Annotated in this window: 13 protein-coding genes; 12 read left to right on the forward strand and 1 reads right to left on the reverse strand. The window is 40.8% G+C overall.

What is annotated here, in order from left to right; all coding sequences use genetic code 11:
* Positions 1 to 94 precede the first annotated feature (94 nt).
* Positions 95 to 1,354: an asparagine synthetase B gene (locus P1X15_RS22385; protein WP_277340368.1), complete on the forward strand. Its 1,260-nt coding sequence runs from the start codon at positions 95 to 97 to the stop codon at positions 1,352 to 1,354.
* 326 nt (positions 1,355 to 1,680) lie between these two features.
* On the opposite strand, the gene P1X15_RS22390 is transcribed toward P1X15_RS22385, so the two are convergent.
* A complete protein-coding gene (locus P1X15_RS22390) occupies positions 1,681 to 2,487 on the reverse strand; it encodes a M91 family zinc metallopeptidase (protein ID WP_277340369.1) in 807 nt (268 codons plus the stop codon).
* A 402-nt stretch (positions 2,488 to 2,889) separates the two neighbouring features.
* Between P1X15_RS22390 and ahcY the strand changes: the two genes are divergently transcribed.
* From ahcY to P1X15_RS22445, 11 genes are all read left to right on the forward strand, one after another.
* Positions 2,890 to 4,206 (forward strand): adenosylhomocysteinase, encoded by a 1,317-nt coding sequence (gene ahcY / locus P1X15_RS22395; RefSeq protein WP_277340370.1) that lies wholly within the window; start codon positions 2,890 to 2,892, stop codon positions 4,204 to 4,206.
* A gap of 689 nt (positions 4,207 to 4,895) precedes the next feature.
* Entirely contained in the window at positions 4,896 to 5,711 is an 816-nt protein-coding gene (locus tag P1X15_RS22400; protein ID WP_277340371.1) for a polysaccharide biosynthesis/export family protein, read from the forward strand.
* Positions 5,712 to 5,785: 74 nt separating this feature from the next.
* On the forward strand, positions 5,786 to 8,137 hold the full coding sequence (locus tag P1X15_RS22405) for a tyrosine-protein kinase (RefSeq protein WP_277340372.1): 2,352 nt from the start codon (positions 5,786 to 5,788) through the stop codon (positions 8,135 to 8,137).
* 799 nt (positions 8,138 to 8,936) lie between these two features.
* The gene (gmd, locus tag P1X15_RS22410) at positions 8,937 to 10,079 is read left to right on the forward strand and encodes a GDP-mannose 4,6-dehydratase (protein ID WP_277340373.1); all 1,143 of its coding nucleotides are present in this window, start codon (positions 8,937 to 8,939) and stop codon (positions 10,077 to 10,079) included.
* Between the two features lie 8 nt (positions 10,080 to 10,087).
* On the forward strand, positions 10,088 to 10,573 hold the full coding sequence (locus P1X15_RS22415) for a UpxY family transcription antiterminator (RefSeq protein WP_277340374.1): 486 nt from the start codon (positions 10,088 to 10,090) through the stop codon (positions 10,571 to 10,573).
* Positions 10,574 to 10,744: 171 nt separating this feature from the next.
* Positions 10,745 to 12,028 carry a polysaccharide biosynthesis protein gene (locus P1X15_RS22420; RefSeq protein WP_277340375.1) on the forward strand — a complete coding sequence of 428 codons (1,284 nt, stop codon included), beginning with the start codon at positions 10,745 to 10,747 and terminating at the stop codon, positions 12,026 to 12,028.
* Positions 12,025 to 13,005, forward strand: a complete 981-nt coding sequence (locus tag P1X15_RS22425; RefSeq protein WP_277340376.1) for a hypothetical protein — start codon at positions 12,025 to 12,027, stop codon at positions 13,003 to 13,005. The genes P1X15_RS22420 and P1X15_RS22425 overlap by 4 nt, the downstream gene beginning before the upstream one ends.
* Positions 13,006 to 13,008: 3 nt before the next feature.
* On the forward strand, positions 13,009 to 14,151 hold the full coding sequence (locus P1X15_RS22430) for a glycosyltransferase (RefSeq protein WP_277340377.1): 1,143 nt from the start codon (positions 13,009 to 13,011) through the stop codon (positions 14,149 to 14,151).
* Positions 14,152 to 14,156: 5 nt separating this feature from the next.
* The gene (locus P1X15_RS22435) at positions 14,157 to 15,128 is read left to right on the forward strand and encodes a glycosyltransferase family 2 protein (RefSeq protein ID WP_277340378.1); all 972 of its coding nucleotides are present in this window, start codon (positions 14,157 to 14,159) and stop codon (positions 15,126 to 15,128) included.
* A complete protein-coding gene (locus tag P1X15_RS22440) occupies positions 15,121 to 16,233 on the forward strand; it encodes an acyltransferase (protein WP_277340379.1) in 1,113 nt (370 codons plus the stop codon). Before P1X15_RS22435 ends, P1X15_RS22440 begins: the two co-directional genes overlap by 8 nt.
* A gap of 15 nt (positions 16,234 to 16,248) precedes the next feature.
* Entirely contained in the window at positions 16,249 to 17,343 is a 1,095-nt protein-coding gene (locus P1X15_RS22445) for a glycosyltransferase family 4 protein (RefSeq protein ID WP_277340380.1), read from the forward strand.
* Positions 17,344 to 17,362: the final 19 nt, after the last annotated feature.

Here is a 17,362-nt window from a genome sequence, read left to right on the forward strand (position 1 = left end):
TCAATGGTTTTGATTTAGAAATCTACCCGTTGATTTTTAAACATTCCTGCTTCATTTTGGTTGGTGAATCAGTGCCTAACCCTAAAAAAACGCAATGAAAGCTTGGTGTCTTTTCCTATTGATGTGTGCGATGGTTGGCAAAGTTTCGGCCAATTCGATTTTGATTCCGATGGACGACAAACAGTCTAATCATCTCAAAGCGTATGGCGTGGCGTATTGGGTTTTGAAAGAAGACCTTGAAGTCGATTGGTTGCTCAATTACCGAGGAGGGAGTTTTATGACCAAATATACTTCCAATATCGAGAGAGAATGCCGCTTACGGGGGGTGTCTTATGAGGTGATTTCGGATGCTACCGTCAACTCTCTGGTCAAATCAATCACGCATCCTGATGTAAATATGGATGTGGTCAAATTGCAGAAAGCAGCCAAAATCGTGGTATATAGTCCCATTAAAATAAGCAATGCCACTTTTGAAGACACCGACGCCGTGCTGCTGGTACTGAAATACGCCGAAATTCCCTTCGAAATCGTCTATGATGAAGAAATACTAAAAGGAGACTTGGCTAAGTATGACTGGCTTCACCTGCACCACGAAGACTTCACGGGGCAGTTTGGACGCAATCGTCGGCGTATGACGCTCGACGATATTCAGGCACAAGAAAACATCGCCAAAAAATTTGGTTATAAGAAAGTCTCTCACCTCAAACTCGATGTAGCGCGAACAATCAAAGGCTTTTGTGCAGGCGGCGGGTATTTGTTTGCGATGTGTTCGGGGGCAGAGTCGTTTGATGTGGCTTTGGCGGCGGAAGGGGTAGATATTGTAGGGTCGGTTTTTGACGGTGACGGCATCGACCCGCAAGCGCAATCAAAACTAGATTTTAGTAAAACTTTGGCCTTTGAAAACTTTAAATTGGAACTCAACGACGACGAATATCGGGGTGGCATGTCGTTTTCGAATATCAACTCGTCGGCAGGGCAAGGGTGGGGCGATGAAGGCTCAGGTTTTTTCTCTCTTTTTGATTTCTCGGCCAAATGGGACGTAATTCCCGCGATGTTGGTTCAAAATCATACTTCTCAAATTAAGGAGTTTTTTGGGCAAACTACGGCTTTTAATAGAAAAACAGTCAAACCAAGTGTATTGGTCATGGGGCAAAGTAAGTCTTCCGACCGTTATATTTACGGAGAAGTGGGACGCGGACAGTTTACTTTCTACGGTGGCCACGACCCAGAAGGACAACGTGGATTTCATCGGATGCCTACCGATTTGAATCTTCATCCGCATTCACCAGGCTATCGCCTGATTCTTAACAACGTATTGTTTCCGTCGGCCAAGAAAAAGAAACGGAAAACATAGTACAAGGTTTAAACAATGTACCACGGAGTTACACGGAGCTTGTCACAGAGTAGCACGGAGTACTTTTTTGACATTTGCCCCGTAGGGGCTACAAATTGGTAGGAAAAGGAATTTGTCACCGAGTCAGGCATTACAAAAGCAAGAGTGGTTCATTTGCCCCGTAGGGGCTACATATTGGTAGGAAAATGAATACGATAAAAAGTGCTTTGCTCCGTAGGAGCTATACATTCTCAAAAGGAGATTAAAGTAGTGTTGTACCACGGAGTTACACGGAGTTTCTCACAGAGTAGCACGGAGGGCTAAAACTTCGTGGCTCTCTGTGTCATTCACCGATTTTGCAATGCCTTTTCCGAATCACGCAACAATTTTTGTAAAGCAGGATCTAAATCAGGGGCATCCATTGGTTGGAAATGACTATCAAGTCGTTGTTTGTTATTGAGATAAAAATTGACGGGATTGAAAGCTCCTCCATCATGCCGTACAAACTGACGACAAAGTTTGGCTTTTTCACCTCGTTCTGTCAATTCTTTGATATTGCTCAAATGCGGATAGGGGTTTCTGTCGTTGTTTTTAAACAACAAAAATTTTTCATTATCAATCAAAGAAGAAGAAAGAGCAGTGAAACCTCGGTGGTCTTTGCGGAGCGATTGGGTACCTTTCTTGGCTGAGATATAAATATTAGTGAGTAGAATGGCCATAAATTCTTCAATGGTATGATAATCAAATTGCTGCATGAGCATAGTGCCTCTCTGATAACTCCCACTGATGATTGAAAAAGCGTGGATTAATTCGTGTAAAAGTACCTCATCGGGACTAGAACCGGGGCCTTTGTTGACCCCATCCATAAAAGAAGGTGCTATCGCCACCCTTATGCCGCCATTCCAGCCAGGAGTAGTTCGATAATCTTCGGCGCAAGTATTGCCTTGGGTACGAGTGGGCGTGATAAAAATGGGCTTACCTATTTCTCTAATGCCTTGAATGACGCCGTAACCAGTCCAGTTAAATTTCATGATTTCGAGCAGGGTACTCAATACTTTAGCCTCAAATTGTTTCCAATCAGCATCTGTATTGAAAACATGCTCGTCGCCGATAGCTACCTTGATATTTTGGGCGTATTGAAAAGAAGTAATCATGGGGCAATTTGAAAATTAGATAATTTGAAAATGGTTTAGTTCAACCTATTTCCAAATCAACCTGTATTCTAAGGTAGGGTGTTTTGTTGAAAAACACTGGGCAAAATGAGCCAACAGCGGCACTGATTGAGTAGAAGGAGGAATGTATATATATATCGGTAGCTCATCAAAACGTTTTTCACGCCCATACCTCATAGGGGGTAAAGATGATTTATCTAAAATAAGACATTAGGCTTCATGATTTATCCAAACAAAAGGGTAAAGTAGATGATACTTAGCCAAAAAATATCTTTTTTTAGAACAAGTACCTATTTTCTTACCCCCAAAAATGCCAATCTCTGGCAATTACCTGTTAATTTTGCATTTTGTTTAGGAATTAATAACACAACTTGTCAATATCACATGTCAACAGCAACTGGAACGTACGTACCGTACAAAGTAAAAGACATCACCTTGGCCGACTGGGGCCGCAAAGAAATTCGTTTGGCTGAGGCCGAAATGCCCGGCTTAATGGCCCTCCGCGCTGAGTATGGCGAATCTAAACCTTTGAAAGGCGCACGCATCGCAGGATGTTTGCACATGACGATTCAAACCGCCGTTTTGATCGAAACCCTTACGGCTTTGGGTGCGGAAGTAACTTGGTCTTCTTGTAATATCTTCTCTACCCAAGACCACGCCGCCGCCGCGATTGCAGCAGCGGGAATTTCGGTCTATGCGTGGAAAGGCATGACTGCTGAGGAATTTGACTGGTGTATCGAGCAAACGCTATTCTTTGGCGAAGAGCGTCAGCCTTTGAATATGATTTTGGACGACGGTGGTGACTTGACCAATATGGTATTTGATAACTACCCTGAGCTGATCGAAGGCATTGGTGGGTTGTCGGAAGAAACTACTACGGGCGTACACCGCTTGTATGAGCGTATGAAAAATGGCACCTTGTACTTGCCTTCTATCAATGTAAATGACTCCGTAACCAAGTCAAAATTTGACAACAAATACGGTTGTAAAGAATCATTGGTAGATGCGATTCGCCGCGCTACCGACTTGATGTTGGCCGGGAAAGTAGCCGTAGTGGCCGGTTATGGTGATGTAGGAAAAGGCTCAGCTGAATCACTCCGTGGCGCAGGCTGCCGTGTATTGGTGACCGAAATCGACCCTATTTGCGCGCTTCAAGCAGCAATGGACGGTTTTGAAGTAGTGACAATGGATGAAGCCGCTACCCGCGCTAATATCTTCGTAACTGCTACTGGTAACATCAACATCATCAAAGATCGCCACTTTAAAGCGATGAAAGACAAAGCGGTGGTGTGTAACATCGGTCACTTCGACAACGAAATCGACATGGCATGGTTGAATACCAACTACGGTGACACCAAAGAGCAAATCAAACCACAAGTAGATTTGTACACGCTAGACGGTAAAGAAATCATCGTATTGGCCGAAGGTCGTTTGGTAAACTTGGGCTGTGCGATGGGACACCCTTCGTTTGTGATGTCAAACTCTTTCTGTAACCAAACATTGGCGCAAATTGAGCTTTACACCAACCCTGGCAAATACGAAAAACAAGTGTACATCTTGCCTAAGCACTTAGATGAGAAAGTGGCTAAATTGCACTTAGGACACATCGGAGCCAAACTCGAAACCCTCGATGCGGAGCAAGCAGCTTACATCGGTGTGACGGTAGAAGGGCCGTTCAAATCTGATTTGTATCGTTACTAGAGAGTTAGCGATTCTGATATATCTAAAGCCTCGGCGTAAGTCGAGGCTTTTTTATGCTTTAGGCAGCGAGCTTTATGCTTTAAGCAGTAAGCTTTAGGCAATAAAAAAACACCAAGAAACCCCCTTTCTCCAGCAAGGAGAAAGGGCTGGGGATAGAGGTTATTGCTCTCTCCAGCAAGCAGAAAAGTCAGGCGCGAGAGGTTATTCCACCCACCCCAAAAACCCCCTTTCTCCAGTAAGGAGAAAGGGCCGGGGATAGAGGTTTCCCTTTCGCAAGCAAAAAAGTCAGGCGCGAGAGGTTGATCCACCAACCAAAGAAAAACCCCCTTTCTCCAGTAAGGAGAAAGGGTCGGGGATAGAGGTTATTACTCTCTCCAGCAAGCAAAAAAGTCAGGCGCGCGAGGTTATTCCACCAACCAAAGAAAAACCCCCTTTCTCCAGTAAGGAGAAAGGGCCGGGGATAGAGGTTGTGTTACCGTACGATAATTTTTTGTGCCAAACGTGGGTGTTTTGTAAATATTTTTTTTTATTTGTCAAAATATAAACCATTGTTGAGTTTTATCCCACTAGATAATATACCATTTAGGAGAAGTGGCAGGAGAGGGTGAACAACAAAAATGCCCTGAAGGATTGAATTTCCTAAATAAAGGCTATATTTGCATATTCTTGGAAAAATACAAATCGGCTCTATGTTCAAAATCTCCCGAAAAGTAAACCTCCTAGGAGTAGGAATATACCTCCTAGCTATTGTTTTGTGTGCTTCTTGTGTAAGGGTAGATACGCGTAACATCACTTATTTTCAAAGCCGAGATACTTTAGCGTACCAAGTGATGCCTCCTATCACTCCCCAAGTGACCCGCATCCAACCCGATGATATTTTGGCGGTGGTAGTAAGTAGTTTGAGCGAAGAGTCGAATGTGTTGTTTAATGCCGCCAATGAGAATGGAATCACTATGTCTCGTTTTGGGGGAGGTGGTGTGGCGGGACAACAACCGCTTGGTTATTTGGTTGATTCTATGGGTAAAATTGAAATGCCTCTGATTGGTAGATTGAAAATTAGTGGATACACGCTTGAACAAGCAGCAGACACCCTCAAGCAAAGGCTATTGACCTATTTAAAAGAGCCTACAGTAAATGTTCGCTTCCTTAATCATAAATTTTCCGTATTAGGGGAGGTCGGTCGGCCGGGAGTTTTTAACTTGATTGACAATCATACAACTTTACCTGAAGCAATGGCTATGGCAGGGGATTTAACCCTTTATGGCCTACGCAAAAATGTAATGCTAATCCGTACTACTGCCGAAAAAAGAGAAGTAGTGCGCATCGACCTTACCCAACGTGATTTTTTTAACTCTCCCTACTATTATTTGCGCAACAATGATGTCATTTATGTGGACATGAACAAAGGCAAAGTAACAAATACCGATCAGCGTTTGCAGCTGTTGCCTGTTTACATAAGTATCCTAAGTACGGTATTAATTGTCGTCAATCTTTTTAGAAGATAATTTCTTCATTTCTTATAGATAATAGCTTTTTAGCTTTGTCTTAGTACTTACTCAAGCAGTGAAAAACGAATACAATGGCAAATAAAGAACAGGTCTATTGGGAAGACCAAGAAGAAGAGTTTGATTTTAAAGCGTTTTTTTGGAAATACCTCCGTTACTGGTATTGGTTTGTTATTTCGGCCTTGATTGCTCTGGTTGTGGCGTATTTTTATGTACGTCAGCAAGTCCCTATTTATAAAATTAGTACTGTATTGATGATTAAAGATGAGCTATCTACCAAGGGGGCATTGAAAGAGCTAGATGCGTATTCAGGCAATAAAATCATTGAAAATGAGATAGAACTGCTCAAATCACGCGCCATGATTGAGCGAGTAATAACCGATCTTAAACTCACTACCTCTTATTATCAAAAAGGAAAAGTGAGAGCGGCTGAAGAAATGTTTGGGGATGTACCTGTTTGGATTGAACCTGACAAACTCAGTCCACTTGCGTACCAAGAACCTATTTGGATTAAAATAAAAGATAAAAACGAATTTGAAGTTCAGAATGAAGAAGGCGAGACGCAGGGAAAGTTTGGATTCAGTCAAAAAGTACAGGGAGATTATGGCACTTTTCGGGTGTTTTTACACGATTCTTTGTATCGACACGCTAATGATTTGATTCAGGTTCGTTTTGCCTCCAAGGATGGTATGATTCAGCGCTATCAAGGGGCTGTCCAAGTCGAGTTAGTAAACAAAGAAAGTACGGTGTTACGTTTGTCGATAGAAGAAGCCTTACCTGCCAAAGGCAAGGCAATTTTGAGCAAATTGTTGGAGGCCTACACCTTTTCGGCCTTGGCAGATAAAAACCGCGAAGCTGCCAATACCATGAAATTTATTGACGAACGTTTGCGCTTGATTACGGGAGAACTAGGAGATGTCGAAAAAGATGTCGAAACCTACAAGAGTAGCCAGGGGATTACTGATTTGAGTGCCGAAGCCAATCTATTTTTGGGAAAAGTCAAAGAAAATGATGCCAAGCTCAACGAGTTAGACATCCAACTCAAAGTATTGGATGGGGTAGATGCCTACTTACAAAGCAGTCAGCTAGGGGTAGCACCCGCTACTTTGATGGTCTCTGACCCTGTGTTGACGGGTTTACTCACCAAACTCAATGAGCTTGATAATCAACGCGAAAAGTTAGCCCGTACTACTGCCTCCGCTAACCCTCTGTTAGAGACAGTCAACAAGCAAATTACCAACACCAAAGCCGCTATTCGTGAAAATATAAATAATCAACGCGAAAACCTGAACATTAGCAAAAAGAGTCTTCAGCGTTTGAATGATAGCTTTGAATCTTCTATTAGAACTATTCCGCGTAAAGAACGAGAGTTTTTGACTATCAAAAGACAACAAGGCATCAAAGAAAGCCTGTATTTATTGCTGCTCGAAAAGCGGGAAGAGACGGCAATTTCTTACGCTTCTACCGTGACGGATAGCCGTGTAGTAGATGAGCCTTACAGTAGCCCAGGCCCCGTGCGTCCTAAGCCAAACATGATTTACCTTGCAGCGTTGCTGTTAGGCTTGGGTGTGCCTTTCGCGGTGCTGAGTGTCAAGGCGATGCTCAATGACAAAATAGAATCTCGGGCCGAAATCGAAGACAAAACCCGCAATATCCCTATTCTGGGGGAAATTGGGCAGCGCCCCAAAGAAGTGGATGGCCCGCTGTTGGATACCAACAAGCGTAATTTTATCGTGGAGCAGTTTCGTATCCTACGAACCAACCTCAATTACCTATTCAAAGGGGATCTGGCGGTCAAAAAGGTGCTCATTACTTCTACCATTACGGGCGAAGGCAAAAGCTTTGTGTCGCTCAACTTGGCCTCTAGTTTGGCCAAAGCCAACCACAAAGTGGTATTGATCAATGCCGACATCCGCAAACCCAAACTACATGAGTATCTGGGGATTCCTAATGAAGTAGGGGTGGTCAATTACCTGATTGGTCGCAAAAAACTGGACGAAATCCTCTTACCTACGCGGGTCGAAAACCTGACTTTTATTGCGAGTGGACCCGTACCCCCCAACCCCGCCGAATTGTTGGGAAGTGAGGCCATGAAAAAATTGATAGAGGAGCTCTCGCAACGATTTGAGTACATCCTTATCGACTGTTCGCCCCACGGCCTAGTCACCGACGCCCTTTTGGTCGCTCCTTTGGTAGATGTGACGCTCTATTTGGTACGGCACGACCACACACCCAAAACGGCGCTTTCGTCTCTAGCGCAGCTAGCCCAAGAGAAAAAGATGCCTTCCCTCTCCTTGGTCTACAATGGCGTCAAAGCCGGTGGTGCCTATGGTTACAGCTACGGTTATGGCTATGGTTACGGCTATGGCTACTATGGGGAGGAAGACAAAGTTAGTTGGTGGAAACGGTGGAGGAAGAAAATTTGAAAAAGTGCCCCTTTAGGGGCTGTATATCGGTAGAAAATAGAGAAATCACATATAGATGCCCTTTTAGGGGTTATATATCGGTAGAAAATAGGGAAATCATAAGTAAATGCCCCTTTAGGGGCTGTATATCGATAGAAAATAGGGAAATCCCATGTAAATGCCACTTTAGGGACTGTATATGGGTAGAAAATAGAGAAATCACATATAGATGCCCCTTTAGGGGCTATACATAGGTACACCTATTCAACATATAATTTCAATGGCCTTTTTAAATGACATATTCCAATTAGTTACAAAAAGTATAGAGCTAAATACCTTGGAAAAATTCAATTTTATCTCTTAACCTTCTATTTTACAAGTTGTTTGATAATTTTTTTGAACTTTTTTTAGAAAATGTGCACTATGGTATCTTTTTTTTATATACCTTAGTGTTATAAAAGCAAGAGGGACACCCTCTATTAAGCATTAAAAAGCTTAAGTTATTACCGTTCTTACCCTACAAAATATATCGTTAAAAGCCTATTTTGCCAAATAATCCCTAGGGGGCAGGTAGCGTGAATTCGTATGTTATTAGTGGTTAAAATGGTATTTAGCCGCGACGGCGGCCTTACAAAAAGGCTTCAAAAGAAGGGGAGTAAGTGGATAAAGACCACTTTAAAATACAAAAGATGTAAAAACATCTAATGGGTACTTATTATCCTTTTTTTATTCAGAAAGACAGTTTTAAGAAATAACCACACAACCGTAGCCACTGTTAACTAATATAACATCTAACGGATATATTGATAACGAATAACAAATGACCAAAGTAGCATTAATAACGGGGATTACGGGCCAAGATGGTGCCTACTTGAGCGAATTGTTGCTCTCCAAAGGTTATACCGTACACGGTATCAAACGCCGCAGTTCGTTGTTTAATACCGACCGCATCGACCACCTTTATGAAGACCCGCACGTAGAACATCCTCGTTTTATCTTACACTACGGCGACCTCACTGATTCTCTCAACCTGACACGCATCATTCAGGAAGTACAACCCGACGAAATTTATAATTTGGCGGCAATGAGCCACGTCAAAGTGAGCTTCGACGAACCTGAATATACGGCCAATGCCGACGGGATTGGTACTTTACGTATATTGGAAGCCGTTAGGTTACTGGGCTTGGCTCAAAAAACCAAAATATACCAAGCTTCTACCTCCGAATTGTACGGTTTGGTGCAGGCCGTTCCTCAATCTGAGTCCACACCTTTCTATCCTCGTTCGCCTTACGCGGTGGCCAAACTGTACGCTTATTGGATTACGGTCAATTACCGCGAGGCTTATGGCATGTACGCTTGCAATGGCATCTTGTTCAATCACGAATCTCCCCTGCGCGGTGAGACCTTCGTGACGCGCAAAATCACCCGCGCCGCCGCCAAGATTGTGTTGGGTTTGCAAGATTGCCTCTACATGGGCAACATCGACGCGCAGCGCGATTGGGGCCACGCCAAAGATTACGTGGAGGCCATGTATTTGATTTTGCAGCAAGAACAGCCCGAAGATTTTGTGGTAGCCACGGGCGTGACCACGCGTGTGAGGGAATTTATCCGACAAACTTTTGCTTTCCTAGGCGTGACTTTGGCCTTTGAAGGCGAAGCCGAAAACGAAATAGCCACGATTGCCCAAGTAGATGAAAATCGTTTGTTGACTTTGGGGATAGCAAAAGAGCCACATTTGGCCGAAGGAACGACGGTGCTTCGCATCGACCCGCGTTACTATCGACCTACCGAAGTAGAACTATTAATAGGGGACCCCACTAAAGCCCAAGAAAAATTAGGCTGGAAACCTAAATATACCCTCGCCACTTTGATTGAAGACATGGCGCTATCTGATCTCCGATTGTTCCAAAAAGACCAATTGCTGTTGAAAGAAGGTTTTGGGGTATTGAATTATTTTGAATAAGGAATCGTATGCCTTGGTTTGTGCTTTATACAAAATCGCGAAACGAAAAATTGGTGGCCGAACAGCTGCGCAAGCGGGGAATAGAAGTCTATTGTCCTTTGCTCAAGACTGCGCGCCGTTGGTCTGACCGCACCAAAATAGTGGAAGAGCCGCTCTTTAAATCTTATTGTTTTGTGAAGCTTGAAGAACACGAACGCGCTCAGGTGTTTGGCGTGCAGGGGGTGGTGCGTTATTTGTTTTGGCTCAAAAAGCCAGCGATAGTGAGGGAAGAGGAGATTGCCGCCATCAAAAAAATGCTCAATGAAGTACCTCATCAATGTATCAAAGTGACTCAGTTTCAAGTAGGAGACGTATTGAAGATTGATTCGGGAAGTTTTGCGGAGCAGAGCGGGGTAGTATTGCGGCAACAAGGGAATTTGGTGACACTAAAGCTAGAAAGCTTACAAATGATGCTGACCGTGGATGTCTCTAAGACGATGACGGTGGTGGTGTAGGTTTTTTAGGTCACAGAGTTGCGCAGAGTTGGGCACGGAGTATCACAGAGGAATAAAATAAATATAGTAAAATAGCTTGAATAGGTACAGAAATGGGACTGAAAGGGCGAAGCCGTAAATAAATTACAGGAAAGCCAATAAAAACCTAGGCTTTTGGGATTATTTGAGCGTATGAAACAACTGGTATTGCAACTACAAGCGCATCCTACTTTTGCTAAAGTGTGGCATTGGGTAAAGCTCATTGCTATCACGGGCGGCGCGCAAGCAGTGGTGCAAGCTACTGGTTTGTTGAGTGGTATTTTAATTATTCGTTTGTTACCCGTTGAAGAGTATGCATTGTATACCCTAGCTAATACCATGCTGGGAACCATGACAGTTTTGGCGGACGGAGGTATTTCTGCGGGAGTAATGGCAGAGGGAGGAAAAGTATGGCGAGATAAGGAGAAGTTAGGGATTGTAATTGCCACGGGATTAGATTTACGCAGGAAGTTTGCAATAGGGAGTCTACTAGTCTCTATTCCTATCTTAGTGTATTTGCTCCAGAATCATGGTGCAAGTGGCCTCATGACTTTATTGATTATCGCTTCTTTGATTCCCGCTTTTTTTGCGGCACTTTCTGATTCTTTATTGCAAGTAGCCCCTAAACTGCATCAAGAGATAGTCCCTTTACAAAAAAATCAAATGACCGTAAGTGTTATTCGTTTGTTATTAAGCGGACTTACGTTGTTTATTTTTCCATGGACATTTGTAGCGTTACTAGCCAATGGTATTCCGAGGGTTTATGGAAATATTCAACTACGTAAAATTAATGAAGGTTTTATTGAAAACACAGAAAGTCCTAGTATAGAAATAAAAAAAGAAATTCTAAAAATAGTATATCGAGTCTTACCTGGAGCCATTTATTATTGTTTGTCAGGTCAGATTATAGTGTGGTTGTTATCAATATTTGGCACTACTGTTGCAATTGCGCAAATAGGAGCACTAGGAAGAGTTACAATGTTGTTAAATGTATTCTCAATCTTAGCTGCTACTATAATAACTCCTCACTTCGCAAGAATTACTTCAAATGTTCAAGCTTTTTTTTTTAAAACTACGGGGGTAACAAGTATATTTGTGATTATTATTGTATACTTATGTTCAGTTTTTTCAAATGAAATATTGTATTTACTTGGTGAGCAGTACAAAAATCTAAATTATGAACTAGTCTTGATTATTTTAGGAGGGGGTGTTAATTTCATGGCAGGTTTTTCATTTGGTCTATCTTCTTCAAGAGGATGGGTAATAAAGCCAGTGATTTCAATATCTACTAGTTTGTTGTCTATCTTAGTAGGCATATTTTTGTTTGATAACTCAACACTAATAGGTGTTTTATACTTTAATTTACTTTTAAGTGGAACCCAATATTTATTGAATACTTTTTATTGCTATTATAAAACTAGGAGTTTTGCTACATGAAAGACACAAGTTCAACAACCTCTATTGTATGTACACTTTTTGAAGGGGATTATCATTGTGGAGTTGCAGTCTTAATTAATTCACTATACAAGCAAGGTTTTAGGGGTAATATATATGCTGGTTATAGAGGAAATTTGCCATATTGGACTAAAGACGCTATAGAAAATAATTTATTACAGTGGAATGGTGCTGTTACATTAAATGTTAATGGCAATCTTTATATCCATTTTTTACCACTTGATACTAACTATCATTTAACTAATTATAAGCCAGACTTTATGTTGAAATTATTAAATAAATATTCATGCGATGCTATATGCTATTTTGATCCAGATATAATTGTTAATGCTCCCTGGAGCTTTTTTGAAGAATGGCTTAATTGCGGAATAGCAGTTTGTGAAGATGTGAATTCTCCTCTTGAAAAATTTCATCCTAGACGTGTAGCTTGGCGAAATTATTATCTAAACTCACAAATTGAATTAACATTTAAATCCTCAATTTATGTTAATGGAGGATTTGTTGGGCTCTTGACAAAATACGCTAAGTTTTTAGAGACATGGAAAACAGCTCAGGATCTAATGGCGCCGGCTGTGAATGGTTTAAATAGGTCAAAGTTACAAGGAGAGTCATTACCATTAAATGCTTCTGGCCCATTTGCTCCTTTTAGTGCTACTGATCAAGATGCTTTAAATGTTGCAGTTGAAGCATCTTTTTTTGATTTTAGCTTTATGCGCAAAGAGGCTATGGGTTTTGCAAGTGGTTTATGTATTGTACCACATGCTCTTGGTGTACCAAAGCCATGGAATTTTAAACTATTCTCATACATAATAAAGGGTAATCCACTAAGATTAGTTGATAAGCTTTTTTGGGAATTTACAGAAGAGCCAGTCCGTATATACAGTTCTTCTAAAGTAGTAAAAATGAAATTTATAATAAATGTGTGTACATTTTTGAGTAGATTTTATAAGAAAGCTTAGGTTATGAAAATCGTTTTTATATGTTCTAGTCTCGAGTTAGGCAAAGACGGAGTAGGAGATTACACAAGGAGATTGGCTGGAGAGTTGATAAGGAAAGGGTACACGGTGTGTATTATTGCTTTTCATGATAAATATATTGATAAAATACAACAGGAAGTTCAAATAACCCAAGATTATGAAGTGCCAACACTTCGGTTGCCAAGTGGTATTTCTTGGAATAAGAGAATAAAAATGGCAAAAGAATATGTGGATGAATTCAATCCAGATTGGTTGAGTTTACAATATGTGCCGTATGGATTTCAGGAAAAAGGTTTACCTTTTGGGTTAGTAAATTCACTGATTCAAATTAGTGCAGGAAGAAAATGGAATATAATGTTTCATGAGTTGTGGATTGGTAGAGGCAAGGCACAACCATTGCGTCGGAAAGTAGTTTCTTACTTTCAAGAATTTTTGATTACTAGACTAATTAAAACTCTACACCCTGAATGTATTCATACTCACCTCCCAATATATAAAGAAAAATTGCAAAAAATATCTTCAAAAGTTTATAATTTGCCCCTTTTCGCTACTATCTCTATTTATCCCTTCAAAAAAGATAGCAAAACACTAAAAAATAATTTTAGAATGGCTTTTTTTAGCCAAGTTATTCTTTCTTTTTCAGTCATTCAATTTTTGAAGGACTTTACTAGTCTTCTCCTAAAAAAAGGCTATCATCCAGAAGTTATTTTTATTGGAGGTAACAAGCAAAAAATGGATGAATTAAAAGCCGTACTTGAAAAAGAACTTAAGAAAACAACGATTACTACGACAGGCTTCTTACCAGAGCAAGAAGTCTCAGAGTACATTTATCAATGTCAGCTAGGAGTTACCTCAGTACCTCGTCACGCATTAGGAAAAAGTGCAAGTGTAGCTGCTTTTTTATCTCATGGAGTGCCAGTTGCAGCTCCCTATGTGCATGAAGAAATGAGGGGTCATGGACAAATTGGTTTTTATTCAGATAATTTAAAAAAAACGATTCAACTACACCCTTCATGGGAAGAATATGTGACTGCAAAAGAGGCTGTTCAGCTATACAAGGAAGAGATTATGTTACCACTCATTACAGCTAATTTTGTGGTAGATCTTCAAGTATCCGAGAAAGTGTAAAAAGCATGAAGAAAATAGATATTGCATTTGTTATTAATTCCTTTAATCGATTTTCCTTACTGAAGGAATGTCTTTTAGCGTTAGACTGGATACCTAAATCGGAGTTTGATGGCAGAATCGGAGTGGTTGTTTTTGAGGCGGGTTCTACCGATGGAAGTCTGGAATGGCTTCAGCAATCGAAAGGAACCCTGCCTTTTCCTCTAGAAATTGTCGTTCCTTTACCGAATGATGATACTTCTTTTGCGGCAGGGCTCAATGCGGGAGTAGATGCAGCTATAAATACTTTTCCAGCATTACATTATCTGGTTTTTTATGAAACAGATAACCAAATCCAAAATGAGCGTCCTTTACAACAGGCGTTGGATCAATTGATTCAACGAAATGATGTAGGTGCTTGTGGATTTACTGTCAAAAAACACAGCGGAAAACCTGCTGGTTTGGGTAGTAGTTTCCCTACCGTAGGACAGTTTTTAATAGGGCGTCAACTTGTTAATCGACTTCATTTGGATCGACCTACTTTTCAATGGGTAGTCAACGAAAAAGGAGGTCGCTTTAGTTATGTGGATGTAGTATATACCAGTCCTTTGGTGGTCAAGAAAGAGGCTTGGATAGATTCAGGGGGATTGGATGCAAAAATGTTTCCATTCTCCGATTGCGATGTTGATTGGGCAAAACGTTTATCGCTTTTAGGATGGAAGATGGGAGTCGTGGATACAGAAGGCGTTATTCATGACAACCGGGAAACGCTGTCGGCTTGGTCTAAAACGAGAGCAATGCAATTTCACCGTGGTCGTATTAGGTATTTGCAGCGTTTTCACCCTATAGCTCTTCGACTGGCATGGCCACTTCCTGTTATGGTGCGGCATTTGGGAGAATGGTTAACAGTACAACTCCTAGTGTGGCAAGGAGATAGACGGACTCAATTGTCTCGTCAGTTTAAGGATCTTTTGACGCATAGTTTCAAAAAGTATGAATAGCAACCACTATCGAAGTATTGAAGGAGCACCGAGCCTTTTTTTAGACGCGTTACGCTTTGGTGCTTCTTTAGTCGTTTTCTTTTATCATGCGAGGGGGATATGGTTTCCAGATGAGGTGCCTAATGCAAAACTTCCTGGAGATGAGGCACACACTGCCGTTGTGGTTTTCTTTGTTTTATCAGGCTATGTCATATCATATACAACAGTTAACCGAAATAAAGGTGCTTTAAAATATTTTCAAGCACGCTTAGGACGTTTGTATTCTGTCTTGTTGCCAGGTCTACTCTTTTCCATATTTGTTGAATTTTGTCTTTATTATGTTAATCCACCGATATATCAGCAGTGTACAAGAGGTAATACCCTTGTTCGATATGTATTGACAAGTTCGTTTTTAAACGAAATTTGGTTTTTTTCGGCAGCCCCTCCTATTAATGGTCCCTTATGGTCGTTAAGTTATGAATTTTGGTACTATGTCATTTTTGGATTATGGGTGTACGCTCAATCTACTTGGAAGGCAAAGCTTGCTTCATTAATCGCTTGTCTAATAGCAGGTCCCAAAATTTTGTTAATGATGCCAATTTGGTTAATGGGAGTTTATGCCTATAAAATTCCTGCTCCAAGTTTAAATAAAAACCTTGCTTGGGGAATTATAATTTTGTTAGCTTTTATTTTAGGGATACTTTATCAGTGGTTGCCTCCTTACCCTGCTCAATTAGGATATGCACCTTTATTCTTTTCAGCTCAATTTTTAACCGATTATATATTAGGTATTGTTGTAGCCCTTAGTCTTTGGATATTACCAGAAGGGAGAGAGTTGGATTTGCCAAAAAAATCACTACAAATTTTTAGGGATGTAGCAGATTTAACCTTTCCTATTTATGTATTGCATAACCCATTGTTGCATCTTTTTAGAGGTGTTTTTGGATACTTGGAAAATAATCAAAAGCAACTAAATCAAGCAATGGGCACCGTTATTTTATTGTGTGCTATTATTGGATACTTTCTTAATAAATATAGACCTTATTGGGTACTATTTTTTGGAAGAATACTAAAGTATCTTAAGCTGAAGGGAATAGTTAAAGCTCGTATATTACAAGCGCATTAAGAAAGTGTAATTATAGTGAACAAAAAAGCAAAACAGCCTAAAATACTCGTTTTTTCGACGCAATTTAAGAGTAGCGGGGGAATTGAGAGCCATTTGCTCGAATTTTGTCGACATATGTCAGAGGCTGACGTTCTTATCGACTTAGTGGTTTTTAACACTGACATAATAGTAGAGATTGATAATCAATTAAAAAAAATAGTGCGCTGTGCGTACCTTGGTAGAAACCAGAACCCATTTCAAAAGGCATTATGGCTTTTCAAAACGGGTTTGCGTTTAGGGTTTCAAAAGTATGACGCTCTTTATACAAATGGGCAAGGAAATAGTATTGGGTGGATAGGTCGATTTATTAGATATCGTCATTGGGTGCATCATCATCATACATCTGGGGACGAAGGAGATCGTCAAACATGGACAAAGGCCTATTGGGAGACATTGCAAAGAGTACCGAAGATAATTGCCTGTTCTCAGCGAAATGCAAAGGAGATAGGTGATGTTCTTCAACGAAATGTGGAGACTATTCCTTGCTTTTCGACGAAGATATCGCCAGCCTTCAAAACAACAAAAGGGCTTCATTTGGGGTACTTTGGGCGGCTTATACCTGAAAAAGGAATTGATGTATTATGTCGACTGAGTGCTGATACTGATTGTCACGATATTCATTTTCATATCTGGGGAGAAGGGAATGTATATCCACCTTCTTTTTTTTTAAACTATCCAAGACTAATTTATCATGGACCTTTTCGAGGTCGAAAGGAACTAACTGGAGTCATTCATTCTATAGATGGTTTCCTGTTATTGTCAACAAATGCAGAAGGCTTACCCATTTGTTTGTTGGAAGTAATGAGTGCGGGATTGCCTTGGCTAGCAACCGATAAAGGAGGTATTCTGGATATTGCTTGTGATCCTGATTCTACAAAAGTGATTTCCCATTTGTCTTCCTATGAAAAAATGAAGGAAGCTGTTTTATCGTTTGCTGACGATATACGTTCGGGAAAAACGAACGTAGAAAAACAGCTAAAGCTATATGAACAAAAATTTTCAGCGCCCGTATTGGTAAGTGAGTGGAAAAAAGCGCTCAGACTGTCTGCAAAAACAAGTACATCTCTTTAGTATTAGTAAGCTAATCAAC

Origin of the sequence: Runella sp. MFBS21 (assembly GCF_029433105.1) — a bacterium.
Lineage (GTDB): Bacteria > Bacteroidota > Bacteroidia > Cytophagales > Spirosomataceae > Runella.

Coding starts and splice junctions, on each gene's coding strand:
- P1X15_RS22430 (WP_277340377.1), top strand. CDS start 13,009: ATGAAAATCGTTTTTATATGTTCTAGTCTCGAGTTAGGCAAAGACGGA.
- P1X15_RS22435 (WP_277340378.1), top strand. CDS start 14,157: ATGAAGAAAATAGATATTGCATTTGTTATTAATTCCTTTAATCGATTT.
- P1X15_RS22390 (WP_277340369.1), bottom strand. CDS start 2,487: ATGATTACTTCTTTTCAATACGCCCAAAATATCAAGGTAGCTATCGGC.
- P1X15_RS22400 (WP_277340371.1), top strand. CDS start 4,896: ATGTTCAAAATCTCCCGAAAAGTAAACCTCCTAGGAGTAGGAATATAC.
- P1X15_RS22420 (WP_277340375.1), top strand. CDS start 10,745: ATGAAACAACTGGTATTGCAACTACAAGCGCATCCTACTTTTGCTAAA.
- P1X15_RS22440 (WP_277340379.1), top strand. CDS start 15,121: ATGAATAGCAACCACTATCGAAGTATTGAAGGAGCACCGAGCCTTTTT.
- P1X15_RS22405 (WP_277340372.1), top strand. CDS start 5,786: ATGGCAAATAAAGAACAGGTCTATTGGGAAGACCAAGAAGAAGAGTTT.
- ahcY (WP_277340370.1), top strand. CDS start 2,890: ATGTCAACAGCAACTGGAACGTACGTACCGTACAAAGTAAAAGACATC.
- P1X15_RS22385 (WP_277340368.1), top strand. CDS start 95: ATGAAAGCTTGGTGTCTTTTCCTATTGATGTGTGCGATGGTTGGCAAA.
- P1X15_RS22425 (WP_277340376.1), top strand. CDS start 12,025: ATGAAAGACACAAGTTCAACAACCTCTATTGTATGTACACTTTTTGAA.
- gmd (WP_277340373.1), top strand. CDS start 8,937: ATGACCAAAGTAGCATTAATAACGGGGATTACGGGCCAAGATGGTGCC.
- P1X15_RS22415 (WP_277340374.1), top strand. CDS start 10,088: ATGCCTTGGTTTGTGCTTTATACAAAATCGCGAAACGAAAAATTGGTG.